Annotated in this window: 17 protein-coding genes; 7 read left to right on the top strand and 10 right to left on the bottom strand. The window is 71.3% G+C overall.

The window, feature by feature from the left end; all coding sequences use genetic code 11:
• Positions 1–2: 2 nt before the first annotated feature.
• The 10 genes from GWK16_RS16965 to GWK16_RS16920 form a co-directional block, all read right to left on the bottom strand.
• Positions 3–878: an ABC transporter permease gene (locus tag GWK16_RS16965; RefSeq protein WP_170055175.1), complete on the bottom strand. Its 876-nt coding sequence runs from the start codon at positions 876–878 to the stop codon at positions 3–5.
• The gene (locus GWK16_RS16960; RefSeq protein WP_170055174.1) at positions 875–1,828 is read right to left on the bottom strand and encodes an ABC transporter permease; all 954 of its coding nucleotides are present in this window, start codon (positions 1,826–1,828) and stop codon (positions 875–877) included. Before GWK16_RS16960 ends, GWK16_RS16965 begins: the two co-directional genes overlap by 4 nt.
• A complete protein-coding gene (locus tag GWK16_RS16955) occupies positions 1,825–2,796 on the bottom strand; it encodes an ABC transporter ATP-binding protein (RefSeq protein ID WP_170055173.1) in 972 nt (323 codons plus the stop codon). The genes GWK16_RS16960 and GWK16_RS16955 overlap by 4 nt, the downstream gene beginning before the upstream one ends.
• Complete coding sequence (locus GWK16_RS16950; RefSeq protein ID WP_170055172.1) at positions 2,789–3,811, bottom strand: ABC transporter ATP-binding protein; 1,023 nt, start codon at positions 3,809–3,811, stop codon at positions 2,789–2,791. The genes GWK16_RS16955 and GWK16_RS16950 overlap by 8 nt, the downstream gene beginning before the upstream one ends.
• Entirely contained in the window at positions 3,808–4,398 is a 591-nt protein-coding gene (locus GWK16_RS16945; RefSeq protein WP_170055171.1) for a sarcosine oxidase subunit gamma family protein, read from the bottom strand. The genes GWK16_RS16950 and GWK16_RS16945 overlap by 4 nt, the downstream gene beginning before the upstream one ends.
• A complete protein-coding gene (locus GWK16_RS16940; RefSeq protein ID WP_170055170.1) occupies positions 4,385–7,321 on the bottom strand; it encodes a sarcosine oxidase subunit alpha family protein in 2,937 nt (978 codons plus the stop codon). Before GWK16_RS16940 ends, GWK16_RS16945 begins: the two co-directional genes overlap by 14 nt.
• Positions 7,318–7,593, bottom strand: a complete 276-nt coding sequence (locus GWK16_RS16935; protein ID WP_170055169.1) for a sarcosine oxidase subunit delta — start codon at positions 7,591–7,593, stop codon at positions 7,318–7,320. The genes GWK16_RS16940 and GWK16_RS16935 overlap by 4 nt, the downstream gene beginning before the upstream one ends.
• On the bottom strand, positions 7,594–8,847 hold the full coding sequence (locus tag GWK16_RS16930) for a sarcosine oxidase subunit beta family protein (protein WP_170055168.1): 1,254 nt from the start codon (positions 8,845–8,847) through the stop codon (positions 7,594–7,596).
• Positions 8,848–8,919: 72 nt separating this feature from the next.
• Positions 8,920–9,546, bottom strand: a complete 627-nt coding sequence (locus GWK16_RS16925) for a fumarate hydratase C-terminal domain-containing protein (protein ID WP_170055167.1) — start codon at positions 9,544–9,546, stop codon at positions 8,920–8,922.
• On the bottom strand, positions 9,543–10,412 hold the full coding sequence (locus tag GWK16_RS16920; RefSeq protein ID WP_170055166.1) for a fumarate hydratase: 870 nt from the start codon (positions 10,410–10,412) through the stop codon (positions 9,543–9,545). The genes GWK16_RS16925 and GWK16_RS16920 overlap by 4 nt, the downstream gene beginning before the upstream one ends.
• Before the next feature lie 114 nt (positions 10,413–10,526).
• On the opposite strand from GWK16_RS16920, the gene GWK16_RS16915 reads away from it, so the two are divergent.
• From GWK16_RS16915 to GWK16_RS16885, 7 genes are read left to right on the top strand one after another with little or no spacing between them, the layout of a single operon-like run.
• The gene (locus GWK16_RS16915) at positions 10,527–11,138 is read left to right on the top strand and encodes a glutathione S-transferase (protein WP_211187499.1); all 612 of its coding nucleotides are present in this window, start codon (positions 10,527–10,529) and stop codon (positions 11,136–11,138) included.
• A 22-nt stretch (positions 11,139–11,160) separates the two neighbouring features.
• Positions 11,161–11,754 carry a carboxymuconolactone decarboxylase family protein gene (locus tag GWK16_RS16910; protein WP_170055165.1) on the top strand — a complete coding sequence of 198 codons (594 nt, stop codon included), beginning with the start codon at positions 11,161–11,163 and terminating at the stop codon, positions 11,752–11,754.
• 35 nt (positions 11,755–11,789) lie between these two features.
• Positions 11,790–12,758 (top strand): Bug family tripartite tricarboxylate transporter substrate binding protein, encoded by a 969-nt coding sequence (locus tag GWK16_RS16905; RefSeq protein WP_170055164.1) that lies wholly within the window; start codon positions 11,790–11,792, stop codon positions 12,756–12,758.
• A 4-nt stretch (positions 12,759–12,762) separates the two neighbouring features.
• Positions 12,763–13,719: a Bug family tripartite tricarboxylate transporter substrate binding protein gene (locus GWK16_RS16900; protein ID WP_170055163.1), complete on the top strand. Its 957-nt coding sequence runs from the start codon at positions 12,763–12,765 to the stop codon at positions 13,717–13,719.
• Positions 13,716–14,678 (top strand): Bug family tripartite tricarboxylate transporter substrate binding protein, encoded by a 963-nt coding sequence (locus GWK16_RS16895; protein ID WP_170055162.1) that lies wholly within the window; start codon positions 13,716–13,718, stop codon positions 14,676–14,678. The genes GWK16_RS16900 and GWK16_RS16895 overlap by 4 nt, the downstream gene beginning before the upstream one ends.
• A complete protein-coding gene (locus GWK16_RS16890; RefSeq protein ID WP_170055161.1) occupies positions 14,675–15,604 on the top strand; it encodes a 2-hydroxyacid dehydrogenase in 930 nt (309 codons plus the stop codon). Before GWK16_RS16895 ends, GWK16_RS16890 begins: the two co-directional genes overlap by 4 nt.
• On the top strand, positions 15,601–16,341 hold the full coding sequence (locus tag GWK16_RS16885; RefSeq protein WP_170055160.1) for a GntR family transcriptional regulator: 741 nt from the start codon (positions 15,601–15,603) through the stop codon (positions 16,339–16,341). The genes GWK16_RS16890 and GWK16_RS16885 overlap by 4 nt, the downstream gene beginning before the upstream one ends.
• Positions 16,342–16,522: the final 181 nt, after the last annotated feature.

The raw sequence follows: 16,522 nt of genomic DNA, 5'->3' as shown, positions 1-16,522 counted from the left end.
GTTCACGGATCCATGCGCAGGCGCGGGTCGAGCGCGTCGCGCAGCCCGTCGCCCATGAAGTTGAAGCCCATCACCGTCAGCGTGATCGCCGCCCCGGGCAGGATGGCGAGCCAGGGCACGGTATCAAAATACCCCTGGGCGTTGGTGAGCATGTTGCCCCAGGAAGCGAGCGGCGGCTGCACCCCGTAGCCGAGGTAGGAGATGTAGCTCTCCATCAGCACCGCCGAGGCGACCTTGAGCGTCGCCGCGACCAGGATCGGCGCCGCGGCGTTGGGCAGCAATTCGCGAAACATGATGCGCGCGCGCGATGCGCCGAGCGCCCGCGCCGCCGCGACGAAATCCTGTTCCTTCAGGTGCAGGATCTCGGCCCGCACGATGCGGCTGACCTCCATCCACGATGTCAGGCCGATCACCAGCGAGATCGACAGCAGCGTCGGCGGTACGAAGGCCGCGACCACCAGCAGCAGGAAGACCTGCGGGAAGCACAGCATGGTGTCGACGAAACGCATCAGCAGGTTGTCGACGACCCCGCCGAGGAAACCCGCGGTGATGCCGATCAGCGCCCCGGTCATCACCGTGGTGACCATCGCCACCAGCCCGACCGTGAGCGAGACGCGACCTCCGTAGAGCAGCCGCGACAGCGTATCCCGTCCGAGCTCGTCCGTGCCCAAGGGATGCGCCCAGTCGGCGAAGGGCGGGCGGAAGCGCAGCGCGGTGTCGAGCAGCGTCGGATCCTGCGGCGCGAAGGCCGGCGCGAACAGCGCGGAGGCCAGCAGCAGCGCCACCACGAAGCCGCCCGCCAGCGCCAGGCGATGCCGCCGGAAACGCGTCCAGACCCGGCCGATCTGGCCCTGCGGGGCGGCGGCTGTCGCGCTCATCGCAGCCGCACCCGCGGATCGATGGCCGCGATGGCCAGGTCGGCGAGCAGGTTGCCGATGATCACGAAGATCGCCGTGAACATCATCATGCCCATCAGGATCGGGTATTCCTTCATGTTGAGGGCATCGACGAACAGGCGGCCCATGCCGGGCCAGCCGAAGATCGTCTCGGTCACCAATGCGCCGGAGAACAGGAAGGGCAGCTCGACGCCCAGCAAGGCAATCAAAGGCTTGGCAGCATTGGGGAAGGCATGGCGCATCAGCCGCGCCGCCGGCGGCACGCCCTTCGCACGCGCCGTGCGCATGAAGTCCTGCTGCATCACCTCGAGGAAGGCGGAGCGCGAATAGCGGCTCCAGGTCGCCGTGATCACCAGCGCGAGGACCATCGTCGGCAGCACCAGGTGTCGCAGGAGCGAGAGGATATTGCCTTCCTCCCCCAACTCCCACATCCCGCCCGAAGGCAGCCAGCGCAGTTCGATCGCGAAGACGAAGATCGCCATCAGCCCGAACCAGAAGGTCGGGAAGGACAGCGCGAACAGCGCGCCGGTCGTCGCCAGCACGTCGAAGACGGAATACCGCTTCACCGCGCCCAGCACGCCGATCGACAGGCCGAGCACGATCGCCACCGACAGCGCCGAACCCATCAGCAGCAGCGTCGCCGGCAGGCGTTCCAGGATCACGTCGAGCACCGGTCGCCCGCCGAAGAAGGTGTAGCCCCAGTTGCCGGAGAAGATGCCGGTCGCCCATTTCACGTATTGGACGTGCACCGGCTGATCGAGGCCGAAGATGATCTTGATGCGCTCGATGTCCTGCGCCTGGATCGTCGGGTTCAGCGTATAGACCGCGAGCGGCCCGCCCGGGGCGAGGTGCATCAGCCCGAAGCCGATCAGGGAGACGCCGATCAGCAGCGGGATGGCCTGCAGCAGGCGCCAGGCGACGAAGCCGATCATGGCGCGGCCAGGTGGCAGGCCACGGCATGGCCAGGGGCGACGACGCGGGGCAGCGGCACCTCCTCCGCGCAGCGGGGCTGGGCGATCGGGCAGCGGGGATGGAAATGGCAGCCCTTGGGCGGCTTCGCGGGGCTCGGCACGTCGCCCTGCAGCACTTGCCGTGCGCGGCGGCGACCAGGCACCGGTTCCGGCACGGCGGACAGCAGCGCCTGGGTGTAGGGATGACGCGCGTCGAAGAACAGCGTCTCGCGCGGCGCCGTTTCCACCACGCGGCCGAGATACATCACCGCCACCCGGTCCGCGACATGGCTGACGACGGCCAGGTTGTGCGAGATCATGATGTAGGCGAGCCCGCGTTCCGCCTGCAGCCGCTTCATCAGGTTGATGACCTGCGCCTGGATCGAGACGTCGAGCGCACTGACCGGCTCGTCCCCGATGATCAGTTCCGGCTCCAGCGCGAGCGCGCGGGCGATGCCGATGCGCTGGCGCTGTCCGCCGCTGAACTCATGCGGGTAGCGCCGCGCCGCTTCGGACGGCAGGCCGACAGTGCGCAGCAGTTCGGCGACCCGCGCGGGGCGGTCGGCCGGCGTGCCGATGCGATGGATCTCGTAAGGCGCGGCCAGGATGCCGCCCACGGTCATGCGTGGGTTGAGACTGGCATAGGGATCCTGGAAGACGATCTGCATCCGTCGGCGGAAGGGCGCGAGGCGCGAGGCGCCGTGCTGCGCGATCTCCTCCCCGCCGAAACGGATGGAGCCACCGGTCGGATCGATCAGCCGCAGGATCGCCTTGCCCGTCGTGGTCTTGCCGCAGCCGCTCTCGCCCACCAGCGCCAGCGTTTCCCCGCGCCCGACTTCGAGGTCCACGCCATCCACCGCGCGCACCGTGCCGACGCGCTGCCGCAGGAAGGGCGAGCGGATGGGGAAATGGACCTCGAGGCCCGAGACCTTCAGCAGCGGGTCAGCCATGCGCCGGATTCCAGCACGCGACGCGATGGCCGCGATCGGTTTCCGCCAGCGGCGGCGGCTCCGCGGCGCAGCCCGAGACGGCCCGCGCGCAGCGCGGCATGAAGGCGCAGCCGCGCGGACGGTCCCCCGCTCCCGGCACCATGCCGGGGATCTCGGGCAGGGTCGGCGCCGGCACGCGCTCTATCTTCGGGATCGAGGCCAGCAGACCGCGCGTATAGGGATGCCGCGGCGCGGCGAACAGCGCGGCGACGGGCGCTTCCTCGACGATCCTGCCCGCATACATCACCGCGACGCGATGCGCGGTCTCCGCGATCACCGCGAGGTCGTGGGTGATCAGAAGGATCGCGCTGCCCATCTCCCGCTGCAGCTCGGCAAGCAGCTCCAGGATCTGCGCCTGCACCGTGACGTCGAGCGCCGTGGTCGGCTCGTCCGCCACCAGCACCGCCGGCCGGCAGGCCAGCGCGATGGCGATCATCGCCCGCTGCCGCATCCCGCCCGAAAGCAGGTGCGGATAGGCCCGCGCCACCCGCGCCGGATCGGGGATATGCACCAGGCGCAGCATCTCCTCCGCGCGCGCGGCGGCCTCGCGGGATGACAGCCCCAGGTGGCGGACCAGCGGCTCGGCGATCTGCCGCCCCACCGTCATCACCGGGTTCAGCGAGGTCATCGGCTCCTGGAACACCATCGAGATGGTGCGCCCACGCAGCGCCGACATGCGCTTCTCATCGAGCGTCATCAGGTCGGCGCCGTCGAGCCGCACCTCCCCTCTCGGCAGGGCGGCGAGCGGCGGTTCCAGCAGGCGCATCAGCATCAGCGCGGTCAGCGTCTTGCCGCTGCCGCTTTCGCCGACAAGGCCGAGCGTCTCGCCGCGGCGCAGGTCGAAGGACACGCCATCCACCGCGCGCAGCACATGCGGCGGGACAGGAATGTGCAGCGTCAGGTCGCGGACGCTGAGCAGCGGAGCTTCGGCGGCGGCCGCTCCGGTCTCGTCCGGAAGGCTCGCCGCCGCGCTCATGCGATCTCCACGCCGAAGGGCGCGCCGGCCTCGAGCAGCCAATGCAGGAATGGCTCGGCCAGGGTCGAGAAGACCGTCAGCTCGAAACTCGGCGCGGCGTCGGTCTGATGCACCAGGCAGCCGATCTGCGCGATCGGCGTGCTCGCGGCACGGCCGGGGCCGAAGGCGCGCGGATGCAGGTCGATGCGGCAGCCGCGCGACAGCGCCTCCCGCGCGGATGCGCCGGACACGGCGATGGTGGTCCGCCCGTGGCTCTGGTCCGCGACGGCCGCGCAGGTCGAGAAGGCCTCTGCCGCGCGCACGGCGAGCGCGCCTTCGGTCGTCCGCGGCGCCGTCAGCAGCCATTGCCCCGGCTGGATCCAGATCGCCGTCACGCCGCTGCCGGAAGCGGTGTGCCCAGGCCCGGGCGCGTCGATGCCGAAGGCCGTCCGCATCGCCGCGGCCAGCGCGGCGTCCTGGCCGCGCCGGACCATGACCTGCACGATGTCGCGCGCGGGAAAGGACACGCGCAGCGGCGCATCGCCCGCCGCGCCATGCCGGCCGCGCGCGACGCCGGCGAGCGGATGCACGGGCTCAGGCGCGGACACGGAGGTTCTCCGCGTCGTAGCCATGCGGGCTGACCACCTTCACCGGCACCTCCTCGCCCATCAGCGGGTTGGCGGCGACGATCACGCTGCCGATGTGTGTCTCGCCGTCCCGCAGCAGGCCAAGCCCGATCCAGCCCGGATCGACCACCGACTGCGTCGCGCTGCTGATCCAGCCCTGGCTGCGTCCGTCGACGATGAGGTGGCAACCGGCGCGGATCTGCCGCGCGGGATCGACGCTGCGCAGCCCGACCAGTCGCGGCCGCGACGGATCCGTCATCCCCGGCCGCTGCGCCAGGACGCGGCCGATGAAGTCGCCCTTCTTCTTCAGCATCCGCCCCAAGCCGAGATCCTGCGCCGTAGTCTGGCCGTTCAGCTCCGACCCGGCGACATGCCCCTTCTCGATGCGCAGCAGGCCCAGCGCCTCCACCCCATAGGGCTCGATGCCGTGCGGCGCGCCGGCCGCCAGCACCGCCCGCCAGACCTGCGCCGCGTATCCCGCCGGCATCGCGATCTCGTAGGCGAGTTCGCCCGAGAAGGAGATGCGGAACAGCCGCGCCGGAACGCCCGTCGCCAGGCAATCCGCCACAGCCATGAAGGGAAAGGCCTCGTTCGACACGTCGAGGCCGGTCACGACCGCCGCGACCACCTCCCGCGCCTTCGGCCCGGCGATCGACATCGCCGCCCATTGGTCGGTGACGCTCGCCAGGCTGACATCGAGATCCGGCCAGGCGCTCGCCAGGTGGAATTCCAGGTGCTGCATCACCGGCCCGGCCTGCGCCGTGGTGGTGGTGACGAAGAAGCGGTCGTGGCCAAGGCGCGTCGTGGTGCCGTCGTCGAAGACGATGCCATCCTCGCGCAGCATCAGCCCGTAGCGCGCCCGCCCGACCTGCAGCGTCGAGAAGGTGTTGGCGTAGACGCGATCGAGGAAGGTCGCCGCATCCGGCCCCTCCACCACGATCTTGCCGAGGGTCGAGACGTCGCAGACGCCGACGCGCTCGCGCACCGCGCGCGCCTCGCGCTTCACGCTGGCCCAGGCATCGGCGTCCCCGGCCTTCGGGTAATAGGCCGGGCGCTTCCAGATGCCCGCATCCATCCACACAGCGCCGAGAGCCTCATGCACGCCATGCAGCGCGGTCCGGCGCACGGGCTGGAAGTGCTGGCCGACCTCGCCGCCCGCGATCGCGCCCCAGGCGACCGGCGAGGTGTAGGGCCGGAAGCGCGGCAGGCCGACCTTGGCGACCGGTTCCTCGCGCGCCTCGGCCAGCACCGCGGCGCCAACCAGGCCACCCACCTTGCCCTGGTCCGTACCCATGGCGTGGGTAGTGTAGCGCTTGGCGTGCTCGATGTGGCTGTAGCCCTCGCGATGCGCGAGGCGGATGTCGTTGGCGGTGACGTCGTCCTGGATGTCGACGAAGGCCTTGCCGCGGCCCTTCACTTCCCAGAGTTCGTAGGGGCGATGATCCGGCGCCGGCGCCTCGGGCAGCGTAATCGCAGGCGCCGCCGCGAAGCCCGCCGCGACCGCCGCCGCCTGCCCCGCCGCCGCACCATCCGCCGCCGCCGCGCCGATGCCGTTCACCCCGCGGCAGGCGCCCGCGCTGCGTTCGTGCTGGGACGCCGCGCCCGGCACGAAGGCCAGCAGCGCCTCATCCCAGGACAGCGCCGATCCGGACATGCTCGCGAGGTGCACCGCCGGATTCCAGCCGCCCGAGACCATCAGCACGTCCGCCGGCACCGCATCGCCACGGCCACCGCTGCCGACCGCGCCGATCTCGACGCCGCGCAGCGCATTGCCGCCGACCGTGCCGGTCACCACGCAGCCTGGCTTCACGGTGAAGCCGGCCTCCCGCGCGCGCTGCATCGCGGCGCTGTCGCCGCGCGGATCGATGATGGCGGCGATGCGCGTGCCGGCCTCGGCCAGCGCGAAGGCGGCATCATAGGCCGCATCCTGCGTCGCAAAGAGCGCCGCGGTTTCGCCCGCGCGCACGCCGTAGCGCCGCGCGTAGGTCCGCGCCGCGCCGGCCAGCATCACGCCGGGCCGGTCATTGCCGGGGAAGGCAATGATCCGCTCATGCGCGCCGGTGGCGAGCACCACTTCCTTCGCGCGGATCGTCCAGTAGCGCTGGCGGGCCGTATGCGCGGGCGGCTGCGGCAGATGGTCGGCCACCCGCTCGACCGCGCCCAGCACGCCCTGGTCGTAGAAGCCGAAGACGGTGGTGCGCGGCAGCAGCGTCACCTCGGGCATCGCCTCCAGCGCCGCGATGCTCTCCTGCCGCCAGACCTCGAGCCCCGGCTCGTTCAACAGGTCGCCGCCGAGCAGGAAGTCCTGCTCGGCCAGGATCACCCGTGCGCCGGTCGCGCCCGCCGCCCGCGCCGCCGCGAGCCCCGCGGCCCCGGCGCCCACCACCAGCACGTCGCAATGTGCGTGCGCCGCTTCGTAATGGTCCGGATCCGGCAGTCCGGACGCACGCCCGAGCCCCGCCGCCTTGCGGATCATCGGCTCGTAGACGCGTTCCCAGAAGGACGCGGGCCACATGAAGGTCTTGTAGTAGAAGCCGGCGCCGAGCCAGGGCGCCAGCAGCCCGTTCACCGCCATCCAGTCGAAGGCGAGCGAGCCGCGATGATTCTGGCTGGTGGCGGCCAGGCCGTCGAACAGCTCGGCCACCGTCGCGCGCGTGTTCGGCTCGCGCCGCGCCCCGTCGCGCAATTCGACCAGCGCATTGGGTTCCTCGGCGCCCGCCGAGAAGATCCCGCGCGGCCGGTGATACTTGAAGGATCGCCCGACCAGCCGCACGCCGTTCGCGAGCAGCGCCGCGGCGAGGGTGTCGCCATGGTGCCCGTCATAGGCGCGCCCATCGAAGGTGAAGCTCAGCCGTTTCGAACGGTCGACATGGCCGCCCGAGGGCAGGCGAAAGCGCTGGCTCATGCCCCGGGCACCTCGAGCGTCTCGGTCGCGGTGGCGACGGCGCGGACCTCATGCGTCACGGTGTGGCGCAGCACCTTCAGGAAGGTGCGGCAGCCTCCATTGTGCTGCCACCACTCCACCTGCCAGCCGCGCGGATTGCGCCGCAGATACAGGTAGTCGTGGAAGGCGCCGACATCGCCATCCGGGCCGGGCCGCGTGACGGTGGCATCGCCGCGGTAAATGAACTCCACCTCGTCGCGCGCGCCGCAATGGGGGCAAGGGATGCGCAGCATCTACTGCGCCCAGAAGAAGGGGCCGTTGCCCCGCTCGTCGAGCATCCGGCCCTCGCGGAACCTGTCCAGCGTATGCGCGGCATTCAGCCGGTGCGGCGCGTCCTTGGCGATGGTCCAGGCATGGCACCAGCCGGATCCCGGCGTCGCCTTGAAGCCGCCGTAGCACCAGCCCGCGGTCATGTAGAGCCCTTGCACCGGCGTCTTGCAGATATAGGGCGACCCATCCGGTGTCATGTCCATCACACCCGCCCAGGACCGCAGCCCGCGCAGCCGCCCGAGGGCCGGGATCATGCTGACGCCCGCCGAATACACATGCTCGGCCGTCGGCAGCGTGCCGCGCTGGCCGTAGGACGGATACCCGTCCAGCCCACCGCCGAAGACCAGCCCGCCCTTGTCCGACTGGCTGACGTAGAAATGCCCGGCGCCGAAGGTGACGACGCAGTCGATCAGCGGCTTCAGCCCCTCGCTCACGAAGGCCTGCAGCAGATGCGTCTCGATCGGCACGTCGAAGCCGGCCATGGCCGTCAGCGTGCTGGTGCTGCCCGCGACCGCGAGACCGACCTTGGGCGCCCGGATCTCGCCCCGCGTGGTGCGCACGCCCTGGATGGCGCCGCCCTCGATGATCATGCCGGTGACTTCGCAATGCTCGACAATGTCGACGCCGCGCGCATCCGCCGCATGGGCGAAGCCCCAGGCGACCGCATCGTGCCGCGCCGTGCCGCCGCGCCGCTGCAGCAGCCCGCCCATCACCGGATAGCGGCCGTTGTCGACGTCGACGATCGGGCACATCGCCTTCACGCCGTCACGATCCAGGATCTCGGCATCGATGCCGTTCAGCCGCATCGAGTTGCCGCGCCGCAGCGCGGCGTTCTTCTGCGCCTCGTTGTGAAAGAGATTGATGACGCCGCGCTGGCTCATCATGACGTTGTAGTTGAGCGATTGCTCCAGCCCCTCCCAAAGCTTCAGCGAATGCTCGTAGAAATTGTTGTTCTCGGGCAGCATGTAGTTGGATCGCACGATCGTCGTATTGCGGCCCGTGTTGCCCTGCCCGATCAGGCCGCGTTCCAACACGGCGACATTGGTGATGCCGTGCTCGCTCGCCAGGTAGAAGGCGGTGGCCAGGCCGTGCCCGCCGCCGCCCACGACGATGACGTCATAGGACGGCTTCGGCGCCGCCTTGCGCCAGGCGGGCTTCCAGCCGCTGTTGCCGCGAAGCCCCTCCGTCAGGATACGAAAGCCCGAATACCCCGGCATCACTCGTCCCGCGCTGATCGCGGAAGTCTATGCACCGGATGGAAGGCTCGGCAAGCGAGCCCCCGGCAGAATTCACGGCGCGCCGGCGCGATCCGCGGCGAGCCGTGCGAGGATTTCGGGCATGCGTGCCTCCGCATCGTGCCGCAGCGAGTCGAACAGGCTGTTGCCCTGCGCGTCGATGCCGACCGTCAGCGGACCGAGCCCGCGCACCGCGAGCCGCACCAGCCGGTAATGCGCGACGAGGTCGGGATAGGCGACATCCCGTACCGCCTCGATCGCCGCCGAATGCAGCGGCGCCCCGCCGCCAAGGAAGGAGAGGTAGACGCACCCCACCTCCCGCATCGCCTCCACGCAGGCAGCGTCGAGCCCGCCCTTCCCGCCGACCGCGGTCAGCCCGAAATGCCGGATCAGCCGCGGCATCAGCGCGTTGAAGCGCGTGCTGGTCGTCGGGTTCATGTAGAGCACCTCGAGCCCGCCATCCGCCGTGTCGCGCGAATAGGACCCCAGATGCATCAGCGACCCCCCCGCGAGCGGGATGGGCGGATCGCGCCCTTCCTCGGCGCAGGCGACCAGGCGCTGGACGGTCGGCAGCCCGGCGGTGATGACGATCTCCCCGTCGAGCAGCACCATGTCGCCGGCGCGCAGGCTGCGCGCCTCCTCCCGCGACATCGGCATGCGGATGCTGTGCAGGCTGGTCATTCCAGGCGCTCCACCGTCCCGTCGCCATGGATGCGCGCGCGCGTCCGCCGGTTGATCCAGCAGTTGAAGCACACGGCGACCGGCGTGTAGCCGTGCCCCGAGGCGTAATCGACATGCACCGCCAGCGCCGTCGTGTCGCCGCCCGTGCCCATCGGGCCGAAGCCCGTGGCGTTCACCGCGCGCAGCAGCCGCTCCTCCATCGCCGCCAGCACCGGCTCGGGGTTCGTGCTGCCGATCGGGCGCATCGTCGCCTTGCTCGAGATGCGCGCCGCGACGTCGAAGGACCCGCCGATGCCCACGCCGACGATCACCGGCGGGCAGTGCTGCGATCCCGCCTGCAGCACCACCTTCATCACATAGGCCTCGATCTCGGCGAGGGTGGGGAAGGAGAAGGTCTCGAGCGCCGCCCAGCGGCCCGATCCCAGCGCCTTGGGCTGGCACAGGATCTCGACCCAGTCCGCCCCGCCGGCGACGTCCCAGGTCACCAGCGGCATGTCCTTGCCCTTGTAGCCGCGCTCATTCGTCAGCGGGTTCGTCACATGCTTGAGCAGCGGCGGATCGATGGTCGCGACGAGTTCGTCGAAGCCGTCCGAGACCGCCGCCTTGATGTCGCCCTCGAGCCGCGCCGCGGTGCCGATCGTGACGTGATAGACCGGCACGCCCGCATCCGAGCAGATGAAGCGTCCTTCCGCTTCCGCCTTGCGCGCGGACCCGAGCATCATCCGGAGTACTTGGCGCGCCCCGTCATGGGTTTCCGCCTCCAGCGCCCGGCCGAGGCCATCCTTGGTGTCGGCCGGCACGGCGCGCAGCGACCAGTCGTAGAGCTGCGCGGACAGCGCCTTCACCGCCTCATAGGTGATGGGCATGCACCCCGGTTTCCTTCCCTGCACGCGATGGCTGGACGCCGGCGCGCGCGGCCTTAAAGTCATACAACTGACCTAACGGCACAAGAGGGAGGGGCGCCGCGGCGCCGCATGTCCATGATGAAGCTTCACTGGTCCCCGCGCTCCCCCTTCGTGCGCAAGGTCATGGTCGCGGCGCACGAACTCGGCCTCGCCGACCGCATCGACACCGTGCGCACCGTCGTCGCCATGACCAAGGTCGCGCCCGAGCTCCTGCCCGACAATCCGCTCGGCAAGATCCCGACCCTGGTGCTGGAGGACGGGACGGTCCTCTACGACAGCCTCGTCATCGTCGAATACCTCGACAGCCTGGCCGGCGGCGGGCGCCTCATCCCGGCCTCTGGCATGCCGCGCTTCGTCGAACTTCGCCGCCACGCGCTCGCGACCGGCTTCCTCGACATGCTGATCCTCTGGCGCGCCGAGCGCGCGCGCGCGGTCCCGCAGCCCGAACTGATCGACACCTTCACGACCAAGCTCGACGCCCTGCTGCCGGCCATCGATGCCGAGATCGAGGCGATCGCTGCCGCGCCGGTCGGCGTCGCGCAGATCACCTTCGCCATCGCCGGCGACTACATGGATTTCCGCTTCGCCGACCTCGGTTGGCGCGACCGCGCCCCGCGCTTCTCCGCCTGGCAGGCCGGCTTCGCGAAGCGCCCGTCGATGCTCGCCACGCCCGTCATCGACGCCTGACGCGCCGGAAGGACCGCCGCCCATGCCCCGCATCCCCCTGCCCGCCGCGCGCGAGGATTTGACCGAGGATGCGCAGCGGGAGGTGTGGGACCGCGTCGTCTCCGGCCCGCGCGGGCGCGTCGTCGGCCCGCTGCGCGCGGCGATCCATGCGCCGGACCTCGCGCGCGCCTGGTCGGCGCTGGGGGAATCGCTGCGCTTCAGCACCTCGCTCGGCAAGCGGCTGGCGGAGCTCGCCATCATCGTCACCGGCCGGCGCTGGTCGGCGCAGGTCGAATGGTTCGTCCACGCCCGCGCCGCGGCGGAGGCCGGCCTCGAACCCGAGATCATCGCCGCCATCCGCGACGGCCGGCCGCCACGCTTCACGCAGCCGGACGATGCGATGATCTACGACTATGCGCGCCTGCTGCTGCGCGACGGCAACGTGCCGGACGATCTTCACGCCCGCGTCACGCAGCGCTTCGGCGTCAAGGGCGTGGTCGAACTGACGGCGCTCGTCGGCTACTACTCCATGGTCGCGATGACGCTGAACGCGCACGGCATCCCGCTGCCCGAGGAGGCGGCGCTCCCCCTCGCCGCACCGCCGGAGGGACTCTTCGACCAACCGCCGCCGGAGTAGCGGCGCCAGGAACAACGACACGGGAGGAACCAAGGATGATCCGCAGAAGGACCGCGCTTTCCGCGCTGATGCTGCCGACACTGACCGGGCAAGCCCGCGCCCAGGCCTTCCCCGACCAGCCTATCCGCCTCGTCATTCCTTTCGCCGCCGGCGGCCCGGCCGACCTCATCGCGCGTTCCGTTGGACGCGTGATGGGCGAACGCCTCGGCAAGCCCGTGGTCGTGGAGGCCCGCGCCGGCGCCGGTGGTCTCATCGGCGTCGAATACGTCGCGAAGTCGCGCCCCGACGGCTACACGCTGGTCCTCGCGAGCAGCGGCGCCATGGCGATCCTGCCGCACCTGCAGCCCAACATGCCCTACGATCCGCGGCGCGACCTCTCGCCGATCACGCAGGTGCTGGCGGTGCCGCAGATCGTCTCCGTCGCACCCGGCCTCGGCGTGCGCAACCTTGCGGAACTCGTGGCACTCGCGAAGGCGCGGCCCGGCCAGCTGACCTTCGGCTCTGCGGGCATCGGCTCCTCGCTGCATCTCGCGGGCGAGCTGTTCAAGCTGCGCGCGGGCATCGACATCACCCATGTGCCCTTCCGCGGCGCGGCGCCGGCGGTGACGGAGCTTCTCGCGGGGCGCATCCAGATCCTCTGCGCCGACGTCCCCGCGCTGCTCGGCCAGGTACGCTCCGGCGCGCTGCCCGCGCTGGCGCTGACGGCGCCGCAACGACTCGCGATCCTGCCTGACGTCCCCACCGCCGAGGAAGCCGGCGTGCCCGGCTTCATCAGCGAGACCTGGTACGGCGTGCTCGGCCCCGCCGGCCTGCCGCCCGATCGCGTCGCGACGCTGTACGCCGCCGCGCGCGCGGCGCTCGAGGATGCCGACACGCGCCGCGTGCTGCTCGACCAGGGCGGCCGCATCGTCGCGAGCAGCCCCGAGGAATTCGCCACCTTCATCCGCACCGCCTACGACACCTGGGGCGAGGTGGTACGCGCGACCGGCATGAAGCTGGAATAGCGCGATGCGCCGTCGCGCCCTGATCGCCGCAGCGACGGCTGCCTTCCCGGTCACGGCCGGAGCCTGGCAGCCGCCACGCCCGATGCGCATCCTGGTCCCGCTCGCCCCTGGCGGGACGGCGGACACCATCGCGCGCATCGTCGCCGACCCGATGGCGGCGACCCTCGGCCAGCCCGTGCTGATCGAGAACCGGCCCGGCGGCAATGGCAGCGTCGCGGCCATCGCGGTGGCGCGCGGACCGGCGGACGGGCTGACGCTGCTCTACTGCTCGCCGTCGATCCAGATCCTCAACCCGCTGATGATGCGCAACATCCCCTACGATGCGATGGCGGACTTCACGCCGGTCGTCGCCCTGATGCGTGCGCCGAAGGTGCTGGTGGTCCGGCCGGACTTCCCCGCGCACAGCGTGGCGGAGCTCATCGCGCTGGCGAAGTCGCGCCCCGGCGGCCTCACCTATGCGAGCGCGGGGATCGGGTCCTCCGCGCATCTCGCCGGCGCGCTCTTCGCGCAGATGGCGGGGATCGAGATGCTGCACATCCCCTATCGCGGCACCGCGCCCGGCGTGCAGGACCTGATGGGCGGCCGCGTCGACATGATCCTCGACACCGCCGCCGCGCTGCTGCCGCTGGTGCGCGAAGGCCGGCTGCGCGCCCTTGCCGTCAGCACACCTCAACGCGCCGAAGCCGCGCCCGACCTGCCACCCATCGCGGCCACGCTGCCGGGCTTCAACGACGCCTCCTTCAACTACTTGATCGCGGCCGCACGCACGCCGCCCGACGCCATCGCGGCCATCAACGAGGCGGCGAACCATGCGCTTGCCGACCCTTCCGTCCGCGCGCGGTTCGCCGCCCTCGGCGCCGAGCCTCTCGGCGGCACGCCCGCCCAGCTCGCCGCCGCCGTGCAGGAGGAGATCGCGCGCTGGCGCGGCGTCATCGCATCCCAGGGAATCACCATCGAATGAGGCTCGCCCGCCGCGCCCTGCTCGCCGTCCCGGCCGCCCTCGCCGCGCCGGCCTTCGCGCAATCCTTCCCGAACCGCCCGCTCCGCCTCGTCGTGCCCTTCGCCGCCGGCGGCTCGGCCGATGCCAGCGCGCGCATGCTCGCCGATCCGCTCGGTGCCGCACTCGGCCAGCCGGTGGTGGTGGACAACCGCCCCGGCGGCGGCGCGACCGTCGGCGCGCTCTTCGTCGCGCGCGCGACGCCCGATGGCCACACGTTGCTCTACGGCACGCCGGGGCCGCAGATCATCAACCCGCACCTGATGCGCAGCCTGCCTTACGACCCCGTGCGCGATTTCGCGCCCGTCTCTGGCTACAAGCGCGCGCCGAACCTCTTCGCGATCCACCCTTCGCTGCCAGCGCAGGACGTGACGGGGCTGATCGCACTGGCCCGCGCCGAGCCCGGCCGACTCTCCTTCGCCTCCTCGGGCATCGGCTCCTCCTCGCACCTCGCCGGCGAGATGCTGAAGTTCATGGCTCGCATCGACATCACCCATGTGCCCTACCGCGGCACCGGCCCGGCGACGACGGACCTCATCGCGGGGACGGTCAGCATGGCGCTCGACACGCTGTCCATCCTTCTGCCCCCGGCACGGGCGGGGAACCTACGCGCCCTCGCCGTCACCACGCCGCAGCGTTCGCCGCTCGCCCCCGACCTGCCGGCGCTGGCCGAGACGCTGCCCGGCTTCGACGCCGCGCCCTTCAACTACATCTCCGCCCCGGCGGGCACGCCGCAGCCGATCGTCGCCCGGCTCAACGCCGCCATCGTCACCATCCTCAACGACCCCGCCTACCGCGCGCGGATGGAAGCCCTCGGCGAGGAAGCGACGCCCTCCTCGCCCGAGGACCTCGCCGCCACCATCGCCGCCGAATCCGCGCGCTGGAAGCAGGTCATCGACGCCGCCGGAATCCGAGCCGAATGAACGACACCAAGGAAGCGATCCTCCTCCTCTCCGCCATCCCGGCCGATCTGCGCGCGGCCCTCGCCGAACGCTTCACGCTGGTCGAGGACGCGCCGGCGGAAGGCCCGCGCCCCGGCTTCCGCATCGCCGTGACCATGGCCCTCGCCGGCGCGCGGGAGGAGCATTTCGCCCGCCTGCCCGACCTGCGCCTGGTGGTCAGCCAGGGCACCGGGCTCGAGCGCATCGACCTGCCCGCGGCAACGCGCCGCGGCATCGCCGTCGCCTATACGCCGGACGTGATGACCGAGGACGTGGCCGATGCCGCCATCGGCCTGATGTACGCCGCCGCCCGCCGCGTCGCCGAGGCCGACCGCTTCGTCCGCGCCGGGCGCTGGACGAAGGAACGCATGGGCCTCGGCCTCAGCCTGCATCGCAAGGCGGCGGGGATCGCGGGGCTGGGCAAGATCGGCCAGGCCATCGCGCGGCGCTGCGCCGGGCTCGGCATGGACGTCGCCTGGACCGGCCCGCGCCCCAAGCCGGACCAGCCCTGGACCCATGTGCCCGACCTGCGCGCGCTGGCCGAACGCTCCGACGTTCTGATCCTCGCCGTGCCGGGCGGCGTCGGAACCGACGGGATGGTGGATGGCGCGGTGCTCGACGCGCTCGGCGCGCGCGGCGTGCTGGTGAACATCGCGCGCGGGTCGGTGGTGGATGAGGCGGCGTTGCTCGACGCTCTGGAACAGAAGCGCATCGCCGCCGCGGGCCTCGACGTCTTCGCGCGCGAACCCGGGCTCGACCCGCGCTTCCTCACCCTCGACAACGTGGTGCTCGCGCCGCATTCGGCGTCCCTCACCATCGAGACGCGGCAGGCGCTGATCGCACGCATCCTCTCGGACATCGAGGCGTTCCGTGAGGGCCGCCCCTTCCTGAACGCGGCCGCCGGATGAAGACGGCGGCCGTCGATCTCAGCCGCAGCGCGGTGGCGCGCTACCTCCAGCTCGCCACGCTCTTTCGCCGCAGGATCGAACAGGGCACCTGGCGGCGGGACGAACGGATCCCGACGGTCGACGAGCTCGCCGCCGAATGCGGCGTGGCGCGCGCGACGATCCGCCAGGCGCTCGACGAGTTGGAACGCGACGGGCTGATCGCGCGCTACCGCGCCAAGGGTACCTTCGTCCGCGCCACGCCGGGAGCGAACCGCCTGTGGTGCGAGGTCAAGACCGACTGGTCCGGCCTGCTCCGATCGCGCGAGGGCGCGGAGATCGAGATCCTCGACGACCGCCCCGACCAACCCGCCGATGCGCTGCCGTCCGTGGACATCGGCCGCCCCGCGACGCGCTACCACCATGTCCGCCGCCGCCATTGGCGCGACGGCCAGCCCTTCCTGCTCGCCGATGTGTGGCTCGACGAACGCCTCTGGCCGAAGGTGACGGCGAACGACCTGCGCACCCGCACGGCACTGAAACTGGTCGCCGGCATTCCCGGCGTGCGCATCGCCGATGCCCGGCAGGTGCTCACCATCGGCACGGCGGATGTGGAAACGGCGGCGGGGTTGCAGGTCCCGCTCAACGCCCCCGTCGCCTTCGTCCGCCGCGCTGCGGTGAACCCGAGCGGCACACTGCTGATGGTCGCCGATGGGATCTATCGCGGCGACGTGGTGCGGATCGACATCAAGCTGAGGTGAGAGGTTTTCCTCACCTCAAGCGCCGGCGCGAGTTTTTGGTCTGCCTCAGGCGCCGGCGCGCGCATCCGCGCGCTTGGCCTGCGCGCCATGCACTGGACCGCGCGGCACGGCGGTTGGTCTGGGCGCGGTCGCTCTTCGGGCTCCCGGCCCGAGGCTCAGCCTCGGGCCGCTGGCATTGGCC

The sequence above is a fragment of the Neoroseomonas marina genome (genome assembly GCF_012927745.1).
Taxonomy (GTDB): domain Bacteria; phylum Pseudomonadota; class Alphaproteobacteria; order Acetobacterales; family Acetobacteraceae; genus Neoroseomonas; species Neoroseomonas marina.
The sequence above is the reverse complement of the archived record's forward strand: the minus strand, read 5'-3'. Positions and strand labels throughout refer to the sequence as shown.